Annotated in this window: 14 protein-coding genes; 7 read left to right on the top strand and 7 right to left on the bottom strand. The window is 44.0% G+C overall.

All coding sequences use genetic code 11. The annotated features are described in order from the left end of the window. From H6F92_RS00885 to dndC, 6 genes are all read left to right on the top strand, one after another. On the top strand, nt 1–312 hold a 312-nt coding region (locus tag H6F92_RS00885; protein ID WP_043998051.1), incomplete at its 5' end, for a photosynthetic reaction center family protein. Between the two features lie 89 nt (nt 313–401). Continuing rightward, on the top strand, nt 402–617 hold the full coding sequence (locus H6F92_RS00890) for a hypothetical protein (protein ID WP_190356463.1): 216 nt from the start codon (nt 402–404) through the stop codon (nt 615–617). Between the two features lie 5 nt (nt 618–622). Further along, a complete protein-coding gene (locus tag H6F92_RS00895; RefSeq protein WP_151696863.1) occupies nt 623–907 on the top strand; it encodes a type II toxin-antitoxin system RelE/ParE family toxin in 285 nt (94 codons plus the stop codon). After that, nucleotides 904–1,080: an element excision factor XisI family protein gene (locus H6F92_RS00900; RefSeq protein WP_190356464.1), complete on the top strand. Its 177-nt coding sequence runs from the start codon at nt 904–906 to the stop codon at nt 1,078–1,080. The genes H6F92_RS00895 and H6F92_RS00900 overlap by 4 nt, the downstream gene beginning before the upstream one ends. A gap of 193 nt (nt 1,081–1,273) precedes the next feature. Next, nucleotides 1,274–2,233, top strand: coding sequence for an HNH endonuclease (locus H6F92_RS00905; protein ID WP_190356465.1), 960 nt, complete (start codon nt 1,274–1,276; stop codon nt 2,231–2,233). A gap of 18 nt (nt 2,234–2,251) precedes the next feature. Next, nucleotides 2,252–3,853: a DNA phosphorothioation system sulfurtransferase DndC gene (gene dndC, locus H6F92_RS00910; RefSeq protein WP_190356466.1), complete on the top strand. Its 1,602-nt coding sequence runs from the start codon at nt 2,252–2,254 to the stop codon at nt 3,851–3,853. Between the two features lie 213 nt (nt 3,854–4,066). Here the strand turns inward: dndC and H6F92_RS00915 are convergent, their stop codons facing one another. Both H6F92_RS00915 and H6F92_RS00920 read right to left on the bottom strand, forming a co-directional pair. After that, a complete protein-coding gene (locus H6F92_RS00915) occupies nt 4,067–4,750 on the bottom strand; it encodes a YdcF family protein (protein ID WP_190356467.1) in 684 nt (227 codons plus the stop codon). A 4-nt stretch (nt 4,751–4,754) separates the two neighbouring features. Next, the gene (locus tag H6F92_RS00920; RefSeq protein ID WP_190356468.1) at nt 4,755–7,394 is read right to left on the bottom strand and encodes a DNA gyrase/topoisomerase IV subunit A; all 2,640 of its coding nucleotides are present in this window, start codon (nt 7,392–7,394) and stop codon (nt 4,755–4,757) included. A gap of 82 nt (nt 7,395–7,476) precedes the next feature. On the opposite strand from H6F92_RS00920, the gene H6F92_RS00925 reads away from it, so the two are divergent. Then, nucleotides 7,477–7,881, top strand: coding sequence for a response regulator (locus tag H6F92_RS00925; RefSeq protein ID WP_190356469.1), 405 nt, complete (start codon nt 7,477–7,479; stop codon nt 7,879–7,881). Between the two features lie 257 nt (nt 7,882–8,138). Here the strand turns inward: H6F92_RS00925 and H6F92_RS00930 are convergent, their stop codons facing one another. The 5 genes from H6F92_RS00930 to H6F92_RS00950 all read right to left on the bottom strand — a co-directional run bounded on the left by H6F92_RS00930 (nt 8,139) and on the right by H6F92_RS00950 (nt 14,086). Beyond that, nucleotides 8,139–8,831 (bottom strand): M15 family metallopeptidase, encoded by a 693-nt coding sequence (locus H6F92_RS00930; protein WP_190356482.1) that lies wholly within the window; start codon nt 8,829–8,831, stop codon nt 8,139–8,141. A 156-nt stretch (nt 8,832–8,987) separates the two neighbouring features. Further along, complete coding sequence (locus H6F92_RS00935; RefSeq protein ID WP_190356470.1) at nt 8,988–10,676, bottom strand: SulP family inorganic anion transporter; 1,689 nt, start codon at nt 10,674–10,676, stop codon at nt 8,988–8,990. Nucleotides 10,677–10,804: 128 nt separating this feature from the next. Then, nucleotides 10,805–11,488 carry a Mo-dependent nitrogenase C-terminal domain-containing protein gene (locus tag H6F92_RS00940; protein ID WP_002804186.1) on the bottom strand — a complete coding sequence of 228 codons (684 nt, stop codon included), beginning with the start codon at nt 11,486–11,488 and terminating at the stop codon, nt 10,805–10,807. A 240-nt stretch (nt 11,489–11,728) separates the two neighbouring features. After that, nucleotides 11,729–13,114 carry a UDP-glucose dehydrogenase family protein gene (locus H6F92_RS00945; RefSeq protein ID WP_002746179.1) on the bottom strand — a complete coding sequence of 462 codons (1,386 nt, stop codon included), beginning with the start codon at nt 13,112–13,114 and terminating at the stop codon, nt 11,729–11,731. 45 nt (nt 13,115–13,159) lie between these two features. Beyond that, the gene (locus H6F92_RS00950; protein ID WP_190356471.1) at nt 13,160–14,086 is read right to left on the bottom strand and encodes a UDP-glucuronic acid decarboxylase family protein; all 927 of its coding nucleotides are present in this window, start codon (nt 14,084–14,086) and stop codon (nt 13,160–13,162) included. Nucleotides 14,087–14,246: the final 160 nt, after the last annotated feature.

The raw sequence follows: 14,246 nt of genomic DNA on the forward strand, positions 1-14,246 counted from the left end.
TTAATCTTCCAATACGCTTCTTTCAATAATAGCCGTTCTCTGCACTTCTTCTTGGGTGCATGGCCGGTAATCGGTATCTGGTTTACGGCGATGGGTGTTAGCACCATGGCGTTTAACCTCAATGGTTTTAACTTCAACCAGTCGATTCTCGATTCTCAAGGTCGTGTAATTGGTACTTGGGCCGATGTGTTAAACCGCGCTGGTATCGGTATGGAAGTAATGCACGAGCGTAATGCTCACAACTTCCCCTTAGACTTGGCTAGTGGTGAACAGGCTCCCGTAGCTCTGACCGCTCCTGCTATCAATGGTTAATTCCTAGTCTGAACGAAAAGGCACTCCCGTAAGGGGGTGCTTTTTTGTTGTTAGAATAAAAAATAGGGTAGTTTGTTTGAGTTTAAATTATGATTAGTTTAGAACAAGCTTTAAATACTGTTGAGCAACTATCTTTAGAACAACAGGAAATGTTATTAGAAATTTTACAAAATCGTTTACTTGATATTCGTCGTCAAGAAATTGCTAGGGATGCTAAGGAGTCAATTAATGCTTTTCATCAAGGAGAATTTAAACCTCAACCCCTAGATATTATTCTGAGAGAATTGAGAGAAACTTTAGAATAGATAACATGAGAGAACTCGTCTTAACGCCTAAATTTAAGCGGACTTTCCGTAAGTTTGTTCTCAGAAATCCCCAACGACAGAAAGCCATTGAGAAGACATTGGCACAAATGAGGGAAGATATTTATTTTTTGAGCTTGGGAACTCATTCATTAAAAGGAGAATTATCGGGACTTAAAGCTTGTTCTTGTGGTTATGATTGTCGGATTATTTTTTCTATAGAAATTGAACCAGACACCCAGAAGGAAGTTATTGTTTTACTTGACATTGGTACTCATGATGAAGTTTATTGATAAAATGTTGTTCTCAAACAATCATAATTGATGGGAAATTTTGGATTCAACGAGATGGTACTGAAGAAGGAGTCGCTTCCGACCTCCTCAAAGCTGGTATCCCTCCAGAACCCATTGTTTTAGGGTTTCTTAGCGAAGAATTAAGGCAAGATTCCCAATTTGCTATCACTTGATCATTAGGTTAACTACTCTCCCATTTTTAATTAGTACATAAGTTCTGGCATTAGGCGATCGCTCGTCAGCCGCGCTCGATCGATGTTATTATGGCTATCTCTTTAGGCTTTCTATATTTTTCTCTCTCGGTGGGATGTTTTTCTGTATGCTGGTAATGGTTTCCTTTTTTTACCCGCATATCTCCCCCCCCCTATGGTCGATAGTCTTCCCCTACGCAATTTAAAATATTATTGTGACTTATTTTCTAAAATTAAAGTCAATAAGTCTAAGCAAAGTGGTGAAGCACCTTATAAGCCTATCTTATTATTATCAGTAATTGAGTTAATTAGTGATTCTCAAATTCAAGACAATAAAATATATATTTCTGATGAATTAATCAATACTTTTGACAAGTATTGGAAGCGTTTAAACCCAGATACTTTCAAAGGTGGGTTAGCTTTACCGTTTTTTCATCTAAAAAATGACGGATTTTGGAAGTTAAAGTTTAGTGATAGCTATGATGGCGGCCGTCCTCAAACTATTCCCAAAATTAGAGCAGATGTAGATTATGCTATTTTAGATCAGGAATTGTATAAACTTTTACAGCAACCGGAAGCTAGACGACAGCTAATTGATACTCTAATAGAAGCTTGGTTTTCTTCTAGTCAAAAGCAATTAGAAGATATTTTAGAAATTAATCAAGTCTTACAACAAGATGATGACACTGAACTAGATCGTAGCGTTTTAGCTGAAGGAGAAACACAGACAAAATATTATTTTAGAAAGTCTATCGTTAGAGATGCGTTATTTCGTAAATCAGTCGTCCATTTATACGATTATCAATGCTCTTTTTGTGGTCTTAAAGTAATCCACTCCTTGACACAAAGTATTGTCGATGGCGCACATATCAAACCTTTTGCCAGATTCTATGATAACCAGATAAACAATGGTTTATCTCTTTGTAAAAATCATCATTGGGCATTCGATCAAGGACTATTTACTATTGATGATGAATACAAAATTATGATTAGTAAAGACTTTCAAGAAATTTCTCCCAACGCTAAAGCCATTCAAGACTTTCATGGTATGAATATTTTATTACCCACTCTAGAAGATCACTATCCAAAACTTGAAGCTATCCAATGGCATCGTCAGAATATTTTTAGAAGTTAGTTACTTAAATTATTAATTATGAAATCAGAGCAAACAACCATTTTACCTAATCGTACTCTTCCTGAATTAATCGAAGATATTCAATTATTAACTAAGGAAATTCAGGAATTGTACTGTCAGGATAATAGCCCGTTGGTAGTTGGTTGGAGTGGAGGAAAAGATTCGACAACAGTATTACAATTAGTTTGGAATGCTATCGAATTGCTACCGATAAAAAAGAGAACTAAAACGATTTATGTAATAACCAATGATACTTTGGTAGAAAATCCTATTGTTGCAGCTTGGGTCAGAAATTCTTTGAAGACATTACAGGAAGCTGCTGCAAAAAAACAGATGCCTATTAAAACTAAATTAACTTTTCCTTCAGTTGAAGATACTTTTTGGAGTTGTTTAATTGGTAAAGGATATCCTGCCCCAAGAAAAAGATTTAGATGGTGTACTGAAAGAATGAAAATTAAGCCTACAGATTTTTTTATTAGAGATATTATTCGAGATGAAGGAGAGGCAATTCTTGTTTTAGGTACTCGTAAAGCTGAAAGTATTGCCCGCGCTAGAAATATGGAAAAACATCGGGGATGGCGAATTCGAGATCGCCTGAATGCTAATCCTAGTCGTCCTAATTCATATTTCTATCTTCCCATAGAAGATTGGCGTACTGATGAAGTATGGATGTACTTAATGCAGTGGGAAAATCCCTGGGGAGGGGATAACAAAGAATTATTAGCAATGTATCGAGGGGCGACTGCGGATAATGAATGTCCCCTAGTGGTAGATACTTCCACTCCTAGCTGTGGAGATTCGCGCTTTGGTTGTTGGGTGTGTACGATGGTGAATAAAGATAAATCGATGGAGGCAATGATACAGAATGACGAGGAAAAAGAATGGTTACAACCACTTTTAGACCTTCGCAACGAATTGGATATAGAAGATGACCGACCAAAACGGGATTTTCGCCGTATCTTTGGGAAAGTACAATTATTTGAAAGAAACTTAAATGGAGAAATATCGATCGAACCCATACCCGGCCCTTATACTAAACAATGGCGAGAATATTGGCTGAGAAGGGTATTAGAGGCTCAGGAGAGCGTGCGTACTAATGCGCCGGAGGAGATGAAAGATATTACCCTAATTACCACGGAGGAACTCAGCGAAATTCGCCGGATTTGGAGGGAAGAAAAGCACGAATTTGATGACCAATTACCGAAGATTTATAAACAAGTGACTGGAGAAACTTTTCAAGACCCGCGACCGGGAGCGGATAATAATCTTTTGGGGAGTGAAGAATGGGATATACTCGCGGATATCTGTGCCGAGGATTCCATGCACCTAGAATTATTGGCTAAACTGATCGATACGGAACGTCAATATTTTCTCAAAATCTCTCGCAAGGGTATTTACAAAGACCTAGAAAAATGCTTTGAGTCTAGTTCTCGTAGTAAAGAGGAAGCGATCGAAAATGCCCGTTATATCTATGATCTAAAGAATGCCGCTCAAAGTGGTAATATTGCTCAGGTAAAAGAACAACTCAAAGAGAGTTTTAGTGAACCAGAAAAAGACCAGCAAAAACAGTTAACTTGGGCCAGTATGAAATTCCCTACAACCGATGAGGAGGAGGAATAACGAGCTTATTTTACCTGTAAACGTCCCTGGATTTTCCCTCTGGCGACAATCAATAAAATCCCAGTACTGGTCTGTGAAAGAATCTGACTGGGATTAATGACCAACTGACCACCACAATCCTGACACTGGTTTTTCGACTTTCCATTATGAGTAGAACCCTTCTTAATATTGTGATAAAAAAGCCAAGGAGGACAAGGAAGGAGCGAGGGAGTGTCAATTGATCCTACTTTCAGATTCACATTTAAAACCTTGATTGCGCCAAGTTTCTAAATCAACGGAATTTAAAGGAATAACTTGCCAACAGGGGGGATAGATTAATTGTCCCACAAAAGCCCAAATTATACTTCTAGTCACATCTAACCCAGTTTTTAGCTTTGATTCGTGATTACCCGGGATACCAATTTCTCGGACTGTATCGAGTTCTACTGCTATACCGTGGGATTGCAAGTGAATTGCTGCTAACCATTTAGCCCGGGGTAAATGAGTAGGAGAAGTGACAACTTTTACTTTATGTACTCCCCATTGTTTTAAAATTGGCACGGCAAAGAAAAAATTGTCGAAGGTAGAATTAGCACACTTTTCTAACCAGACGTTAGTTTTTGGTGCTTTTGCCCGTTCAAATAGTAATAAAATACAGGGATCTTTCGAGCCTTGGGAAATTAAAATCGGTATATTGGGGTATTGCTTGGCCAGATTGGCCACATAAATTTCCCGACGAATGCTGCCCCCCAAAACTAAGATGGCATCAACGGGTTTTTGTTGATTAATTGGCCAGCGGATGGCTAAATTAATCGCTAAATTAAGGATAATAAACCCAAAAACCAGAATTAGAGTTAGTTTTAACCATTTTTGCCAATTTCGGTGTTTACGAGCAACATTTTTCGGTTTTTTCGCCATTGACTTAGAGATGGTGTAACAATTGTGCTTTGATAATTTTTTCTGTGGGGTTGAGTTTGACTAATTGTGAACCTGTCCCGTCTTTACCCGTGACTGCCACAGTTTCCACCTCTAAGGGTAGTTTTCGATTCTGATTGGTACTTAATAACACTATACTCCCCGCCCGCGCCGCTACCATGGCCGCTAAACTATCCTGTTTGTTGACGAATTGTAAAGCGGGTGAACCAAGATCGCCTAATTGTGATAGGCGTAAATTCTCGATCGCCAGTCTTTTCGCGTAACCTAATCCCGAAATCAGAAGTAGATTTTCCCGATGAGGGAGAGAAACACAACCAGCTAGATTTTCCCCGTAGCGCAATCGCAAAATTGCTAAACCTTGGGCAGATTTACCCATCATTGGCAATAATTCCTCGCGCACGGGATAACGCAACACCCGACCGCTACTGGTGGCGATCGCTAAGTCCAGGCCCTCGTGAGTAAAAATAGCAGCATATAGGCGATCATCTTCTTTCAATTTCATCAGGGACAAACCCCGACTACCAACCCCCTCTAATTCATCGATGGGAAGCCGCTTTATTCGCCCCTGTTGACTCAGTAAAAGCAATTCTTGATTTTTTTGAGGTTCTGTCAAGAAAAATTGATTTAACACGGCTTCTGACTCTTTTTGGGCGGTTTTGGTCAGCAGACTGGAGATTAACACCGGTTGATTTGCTTGTGGGGGGACTTCCCGGGTAGCAATCGGGTAAGCTTTGGCATTATCGAGGATAACTAGGAAATTTTCCCGTTTTTCGAGCGCCTGTTGATAGATAATTAAACCCTGGTCCGGCACTCGCTCTTCTGGTGTCGTCCAACTAATTTTATCTTCGGCATCAAGCAATAAAATCGCATTTTCTGGGGGTTCTTGGGGCGTAAATAGGCTTAAAATCGGTGTATTCTCACTCTCAGACTTTTTCTTAACTTTATTCTCCTGTTTTTTAACTTCTGCCTTCAAAGGGGGTGTAGGGTGTGGGGTGTGGGGTGTGGGGAAGGAAACCTCTTTCATTTCTGGTGGTGAAAATTTTTTCATCGGGACCGTCTCCTGTTTTTTAACCACAGAATCCAGTTTCTTCCCTGCTGCCTGCTGCCTCCTGTCCCCCGACTTCCCGGTGCGAATTTTTGTCCGTCTGCTATCGGCGAATTTTTTCTTTAAAGAGCGCAATTCTTTTTTCAGAGACTTGAGAAACTCCTGACGGTTATGGAGGAGAGTTTCTAACTGTTGAATTTTTGTTTGTAATTCCGTCGCTTCCGTCTCTAACTTTTGTCTTTCCAAACCAGTTAAACGACGCAGAGGCATAGCCAAGATAGAATCAGCTTGAGGGTCACTAATGCCCAATTCTGCCTGAAAACGATACTTAGCCGTCGTCCCATCGGGGGCATTTTTGAGAATATCCACCACTCGATCGATATTCTGCAAAGCTAATAATAAACCCTCCACTAGGTGTAAGCGATCGCTGGCCTGTTGCAACTCATCGCCATACTGACGGGTGAGAGTTGTTTCTCGAAAGCGCAAGAATTCCTGTAAAACTTGTTTTAAAGATAACTGTCGGGGTTGATTATCGACCAAAGCGAGGATAATCGCCCCGAAATTAGTCTGTAGGGCTGTTTGTTGGTATAAAGCCGCCAAAACCTGCTGCGGTTGACTTTCCCGCTTTAATTCAATCACCACCCGAATGCCTTCGCGATTGCTTTCATCGCGGATATCGGCAATTCCCTCCAATTTCCCTAAATTAACTAATTCGGCGATTTTTTCAATCCATGCCGCCTTATTCACCTGAAAAGGCAACTCAGTAACCACAATTGCCGTCCTTTCCCTTCGGCGCTTGCCCTCAATGATAATTGTTTCAGTTTTCGCCACTCCGCGCACGGGAATAATCCCCCTACCGGTGCGATAAGCCTCGCGAATGCCAGTATCATCTAAAATCTCGCCTCCCGTGGGAAAATCGGGCCCGGGGATAATTTCTACTAACTTTTCCTCGCTTAAATCGGGATTATCAATCAAAGCGATTAAACCTTCCACCACTTCCCCTAAATTATGGGGAGGAATATTAGTCGCCATCCCCACCGCAATACCTGAACAACCATTAAGAATCAGTATCGGTAACTGAGCGGGTAAAACAACGGGTTCCTGTTGAGAATTATCAAAATTACTGTTGAAATTAACGATAGCTTCGCTAATTCCCCCTAAAACCGCCTGATCACCGATGCCGGCCAAACGGGTTTCTGTATAACGCATGGCCGCCGGGGGGTCGTTATCGATCGAACCAAAGTTACCATGGCCCGATAAAAGTGGGTAACGACTGGAAAAATCCTGTACCATACGAACCAGTGCCTCGTACACTGACTGATCGCCGTGGGGATGATATTTACCCAAGACATCCCCCACCACCCGCGCACATTTGCGAAAAGGGCGATCGGGAGTTAAACCCAGTTCGTGCATAGCGTATAATATGCGACGATGCACTGGTTTTAGTCCATCGCGTACATCCGGCAAGGCTCGCCCCACGATCACACTCATGGCATATTCTAGATAGGATCGTTCCATCTCTTGGTGTAAGGCCGTGGGTATAATTTGACCACTAGCTAAGAAATCCAGTTGTTTGGCCATGAGTCTCTCGTTTTCAATCTGTCTAGCTGTGAATCATAAGGCATTTTGCCCGTTTTAACCTTGTTTATCCCTGAGCATCCCTATGACGACTGTTTTGATTGTAGAAGACGACCCGATTAATTTTCGCGTTTTTGCCAAAATTTTGACCAAACGAGGTGGTCTAGAGGTTAAAGGGACCGAAGATGTGGAAGAAGTGCTTCGTATTGCTCGGGACAAGAAAGCGGATGTGATCTTAATGGATGTCTCTCTCTCCCATAGTGTCTATGAAGGGAAAGCGGTAGATGGCATTAAAATCAGCCAAATTCTCAAAGCTAACCCCGAAACCGCCGATTTACCCGTTATTCTCGTCACCGCTCACGCTATGGAGGGCGATCGAGAGAATTTTCTCAAGCAGAGTCGGGCCGATGGTTATATTTCTAAACCGGTGGTTGATCACCAAGCTTTTGTTGAGCAAATTTTGGCGATCGTCGATCAGAAGCTGGTCTAAGCTTTGAGTCTTCTTTTGTTAGTATATCAGTATTGGTCTAGGGTTGGCTGAATAAATCTTAAAACCTTGTTGGGTAAGACTTTTAGACTTTTTGTCAATCAAAAAGTACCAGCGACGGGAGTGATTGGGGGGAAAATCCCTGGACTTTTCCCCTGAAAATTAGGTAATTGACCCCCTCAAAATCGGTAAAACCCTACACCCTACACCCTACACCCTACACCCTGTCCCCACAAGAAACTTTTTGCCGCAAACCCTACTTAATCCTCCACTCTGCCATAGATGGCGTAGGCTCGATCGAGCGACCAGGCCCACATCTGATCCCCTAGGGAAAAATGCCACCATTCCCCCTTATGTCGGCTAAATCCCGCCTCCTCCATCACTTTAGCTAATAAAACTCGTTTTTGATGATAACTCTGTTCTCGTGGGCTTTTTGCGGCGATATAATGGTCGGGATGCGATCGCTCTCCGATCTCATCGATTTCTCCCCCCATGTCGATGGCTTGTCCCTTCTCGTCCACTAGGGTAATATCGATCGCCGCTCCGGTACTATGGGGAGGCGGAGTGGCGGCATTATTGCTGGGAACCGCCCAAATAGTGTAAACTTCTGTTAAAATCGCTTGACTTTCTGCCTCCGATAGTTTCTCTTTGGCTAACCTTCTTGTGTCTAGGAGAGTCTGAAAAGTATAATCGACCATAAATTGTTGCACTTCGACTGGTCGATAGGCATCAAAAATCAAAATTTGCCAACCGGGTTGATAGACTTGCAGACGGTTTTGAGCCTCAATCAGGGCATTTAACACCCCTTGTCGCAAAAAATAGGGAGATTTACCCCGATAATTAGCTCCTAATTTCTCGTAAGCATGGGGAGAAGGGATAACAAACTTATCTGCGGGTATAGGTACTAAGGGTTGCCCAGATTCACGAATAGGAATTTTTTGGTAGGGTTTCATCGCGTCGTCAGAAAACGGGGATTTTGGCACTCTTTTCCCCACATTGGCCGAAAATTTTTTGATTGATGCAAGAGAGCTAGTTTTTATGGGCGAGAATGGCTAGGAGGTTCTCAATTCAACTGGTGAGAAATGGGGGTTGTTCAGCTTGGCTGTCGGTTAACGATTTTTAAAAGCTTCGATCGCCGCCGGCAAAGTATAGTAAATCCTCTCCTCGCTAATTTTATCTAACAAGCGAGAACGTTGCAATTGTAAGTACAGATCATGTTTAACCCTAGCTAGAGCGAAAACTATACCCTGTCTTGATAATTCTCTTGCTAATTCCTCAAGAATCTCCACAGATGTACTATCCAATTCCCCAAGGGCCTCCGTATTCAAGACAAACCATTCTACTGGTTTTGTCTCCCGGGCAATGGCACTGAGAGCGCGACGTTTAAAGTCGGCCGCATTAGCAAAAAATAAGGGGGCATCGTAACGATAGATAACCAACCCCGGTATTGTTTGCGCTTCCGGCCAATCCTGGAGTGCGTGTAAACCCATCACCCCCGGAACCGTACCCAAGACCGCATCATCGGGCCGAGTAATGCGGGCCAATAAATCGATAACCGAGAGACCGATGGCGATGGCAACCCCGCTTAAGATCCCCGTGGTTAGCACCCCCACCATTGTCAGGACAGCGAGATTAAACTCACTATTGCGAAAGCTTTTTAGTCGTTTAGCACCGGCAATATCCACCAGTTTACAGGCCGCATAAATCACCAGCGCACCCAAAGCGGCCTTGGGAAAGAGTGCCAGTATCGGACCGAGCAGGAAAATGACCGCCACCACCACCACTGCCACCACCAGGGAGTAAATCTGACTTTTACTACCCACAGAATCCCCCACCGCAGTGCGACTGGCGCTGCTGCTGATGGGAAATCCCTGACAAAAACCCGCCGCCAGATTCCCTAGTCCCAAGGCTAAAAATTCTTGATTGGCATCGATTTCTTGGTTATGACGTGCGGCGAAGGCTCTAGCGGTCAAGACGTTATCGGAATAGCCCACCAGGGCAATGCCGACGGCCGCGGTTCCTAGGGGTAGTAATTGGGAAAAATCTAGGGTTGGTAAGCCAAAATTAGGCAAAGTCTTGCTAATTTTCCCCACTACTGCCACCCCCTCTCCATCAAGATGGAGGGTGGCGACGGCGAGGGTTCCCAGTAAAACCGCCAGCAAGGGACCCGGTGCTTTGGGAAAATATTTTTGGATGACAAATAGAAATAGTAGCAGCAATAGAGCTAGGCTAAGGGTTGGCCAGTGCCATTGATTTATTCCCCAGAAAAAAGCGAAAATTTCTTTAAAAACCGTATTTTCACGGATTGACAAACCACTAATTTTACCCAGTTGTCCCGCAATCATGATCACCGCCACTCCCGTCATATAACCGATTAGGATCGGTTTGGAGAGTAAATTAGCTAGAAATCCCAAGCGGGCGATATAAGCGACAAAACAGATTAAACCGACCATTAGGGCTAAAAAAGCCGCTAAACTGCCGTAATTTTCCCCTTGAAGGCTCACCAGAGGTGCGATCGCTGCCGCCGTCATCACTGCTGTGGTCGATTCCGGTCCGAGGGACAGTTGCGATGAGGAGCCGAAAAAGGCGTAAACTAGGGCAGCCGGGACGAGAGTCCACAATCCCACCACCGGCTCGACCCCGGCCAGGTCGCCGTAGGCCATACACTGGGGAATAGCGTAGGCGGCCACGGTGACACCGGCGAGTAGATCTCGGCCCAGCCACTGCCATTGATAGGAGCGCAGGTTTTTTAGCCCCGGTAAATCAGGAAAATCGACTCGTCGGGAGTTTTCACTCATAGTTTCTCTCTTAACGGCGACTTAACCTAATCTTAACGGAAGAATTGGCTAGGCAAAGCCTTGAGGCTGAGATATTTTCTGTCAGCAGGATATTTATACCATTTTAGCGGTAATTTTAGTTAAACTGCCTAAATATACTCGGAAATATCCTCTTGACAATCATCAGCTAAGTATGATAAGGCGCGGAAACGTAACCCGACTAATTGCTCGTAGAGAGGATTTAACTTGCAAAGGGGCGGAATATGGACTAATTTATGACCAAACAGCACGATATCGCGTTCAAAAGGACATTGAGGCGGCACCATTTTGCAGATAAACCGGGCCAAGCGCGGATCGTGCATTTCCACCCCATCTAACCAGTCTTTGAGGGGATGCAGCAGATCCGGGTGGGGATGTTCGGCACTGATAAACTCGGATTTATTCGCTTCCGTGGTAATTTCGGGAATTTCACAGATAGTATGTTCTAAAGCTGACAGGGCCTCGATTTCTAACCCGAAAGCATCCCGATAACTACGCAGTAATTGCGCTTCTGCGGGGGAATAAATGCCATCGGCGATCGCTACCATAACCGCCGTGCGGAGGAAGTTTTCTGATATTTTGGGGTCATGACCGAAACTTGCGGCCAATTCTTCGGGACTAATCGACTGATAGAGAACGTGGTCGTCATCTAATTCTAATTCGTGAGCGAAACGGGCGATCGATTCCTGTTCGCTGGCGCTATAATCCCCATCACACCAAGCAATTGTCAGTAATCCCCGTAACCAGTCCCTAACTTGTTCGTTAGTGTAGCGGTATTGAACAGAGCTAACCATAGGTATTGCTAAAACTGATTTCTAGTTTCTCAATTTAATTCTACCCATCGCCCCCGGATTCTAGTGGCCCCCGTTCACATCATGTAACCATTGCAACTATCCTTATGGTCAGCTAGGAAGTTTTCGTTTTTCATCTGGCATAATCGGGCAGTTTTCGCCCCTAAGAGCAGGGGTAAGGGTTGGTGCTTATTGTCCCTTCCCCAACCGCGTCATTCCTGCTGAAAAGGCGGATTCCTGGGATTAACGGCCAATACCGAGGTAACGGAAACCGGCTGCTGTCACCACCGCAGGATCGAGGAAATTGCGACCATCAATTAACACGGGTTCGCGCATGGTTTTAACCATTTTGCCGTAGTCGAGACGGAGAAATTCTTGCCATTCCGTCACCACCACCAAAGCGTCACAACCATCGGCCAATCTTTCTGGATCCGATTCGATAATCACACCGCTTAGACCGTGACTTAAACCACTTTGGGAAACGATCGGATCATAGGCTTTTACCTTAGCACCTAAACGATTTAACTGTTCGATCATGGTTAAAGCCGGAGCATCGCGCATATCATCGGTATCGGGTTTAAAAGTTAATCCCAACAAACCGACGGTTTTACCCTTGAGGATTTTTAATTCCTGTTGCAGTTTTTCGATCGCAATTGTCCGTTGACGTTTGTTAACATTGATAGCGGCGTTAAGTAATTCCGTTTCGTAACCGTAGTCTTCTGCGGTATGTACCAAAGCCGACACATCTTTGGGGAAACAGGACCCCCCCCAACCGATCCCGGCCGAGAGGAACTTGCTGCCGATACGGGAATCTAAACCGATACCTTTAGCCACTTGGGTGACATCGGCCCCGACGCGATCGCAGATGTTAGCTACTTCGTTAATAAAGCTAATTTTGGTAGCTAGGAAGGCATTAGCGGCGTATTTAATCATTTCCGCCGAACTGAGATCCGTAACCACCACGGGAACGGGAGGCAAGGATGGATCTTCAGAGAATTGACGTTCAACCAAAGGCGCGTACAATTCCTTCATCATTTCGATGGCTTTCGGGTTATTACTGCCTAAAACAATACGATCGGGGTTAAAAGTATCATAAACCGCCGAACCTTCGCGTAAAAATTCGGGATTACTGACCACATCGAATTCCGCTTCAATGCGTTCTAGTGTACTAATACCGCCACCAGCGGCCACGAGATTTTTTTGTCTTTCGGCCACTCCATCGAGGACGATCATCCGTACCCAATCCCCAGAACCGATGGGAACGGTCGATTTATTGACGATTACTTTATAACCACCGTTGAGATGGGCCCCAATACCCCGGGCCACCGCTTCCACATAACGAGTGTCACTTTCTCCCGTGGGTAGTGCTGGTGTACCAACAGCGATAAAGAGGATTTCACCGTGTTTAACTCCCGCTTCTAGATCCGTGGAAAATTCCAGATTGCCGGAGGCTGCCGAAGACTGCATTAATTCTGATAACCCCGGTTCATAGATGGGGGATTGTCCCGATTTCATCAATTTGACTTTTTCTTCATTGTTGTCAATACAGATGACATGATGGCCAATATGTGCTAGGCAAACCCCAGTGACTAAACCCACATAACCGGTTCCGATAACACAAACACGCATGATAATTACTCCAGTGACAATTAAGTTAAATTCATTGATTAGGGATTAGCTGAGACGAGAACGGAAATCCTCGATCGTCATTTTTAAACCCTGGCTTAGAGGAATAGTTGGACTCCAATCTAGATAGGTTTTAGCACGAGTGATATCCGGTTGTCGTTGCTTGGGATCATCTTCCGGCAGTGGTTTATAGACCAATTCGGCCTCGGGATTAATCATGCCTTGGATGAATTGCGCTAATTCCAGAATTGTGTATTCGTCGGGATTGCCGAGATTAACCGGCCCGATAAAGTCCCCATTCATCAAACGCATTAACCCTTCCACCAGGTCAGAAACATAGCAAAAACTGCGGGTTTGGGAACCTTGACCATAAACCGTTAGGGGTTCACCGCGCAAAGCTTGCACCACGAAATTACTCACCACTCGTCCATCGTTTTCCAACATTCGCGGGCCGTAGGTGTTGAAAATCCGGGCCACCCGGATATCGACTTTATGCTCCCGATAATACTCAAAAGCTAGGGTTTCCGCCACCCGTTTACCCTCGTCGTAACAGGAACGCGGTCCGATACAGTTGACATTACCTCGATATTCTTCCGTTTGGGGATGCACATCGGGATCGCCATAGACTTCTGAGGTAGAAGCGAGCAAAAATCGCGCTTTTACCCTTTTAGCGAGGCCCAGCATATACATGGTCCCTAAAACATTGGTTTTAATCGTTTTGACGGGGTTATATTGATAGTGGATCGGGGAAGCAGGACAGGCCAGGTGATAAATCTGATCGACTTCTAAACGGATCGGCTCGGTGATATCGTGACGAATTAGCTCAAAATAAGGATTTCCTAGCCATTTAACGATATTTTTGCGCGTCCCCGTGTAGAAGTTATCCAGACAGATCACTTCTTGACCCTGTTCCATCAAGCGATCGATTAGATGGGAACCAATAAAACCCGCACCGCCTGTAACTAGGATTCTCATGTAATCGACAAGTAAACATATAAAATTATTCTTAAAATACCCTGACGCTGGCTTTTTGGCAAATATTTTTTTGACGAGGTGTTATCAGCGATCGCCGATGCCAGGCTAATGGCTGAATAATGGCTGGGTAATCCTTAAAAAAAATGTAACAATTTTCGTA

The sequence above is a fragment of the Microcystis wesenbergii FACHB-1317 genome, from assembly GCF_014696875.1.
In the GTDB taxonomy this organism is placed as follows: domain Bacteria; phylum Cyanobacteriota; class Cyanobacteriia; order Cyanobacteriales; family Microcystaceae; genus Microcystis; species Microcystis wesenbergii_A.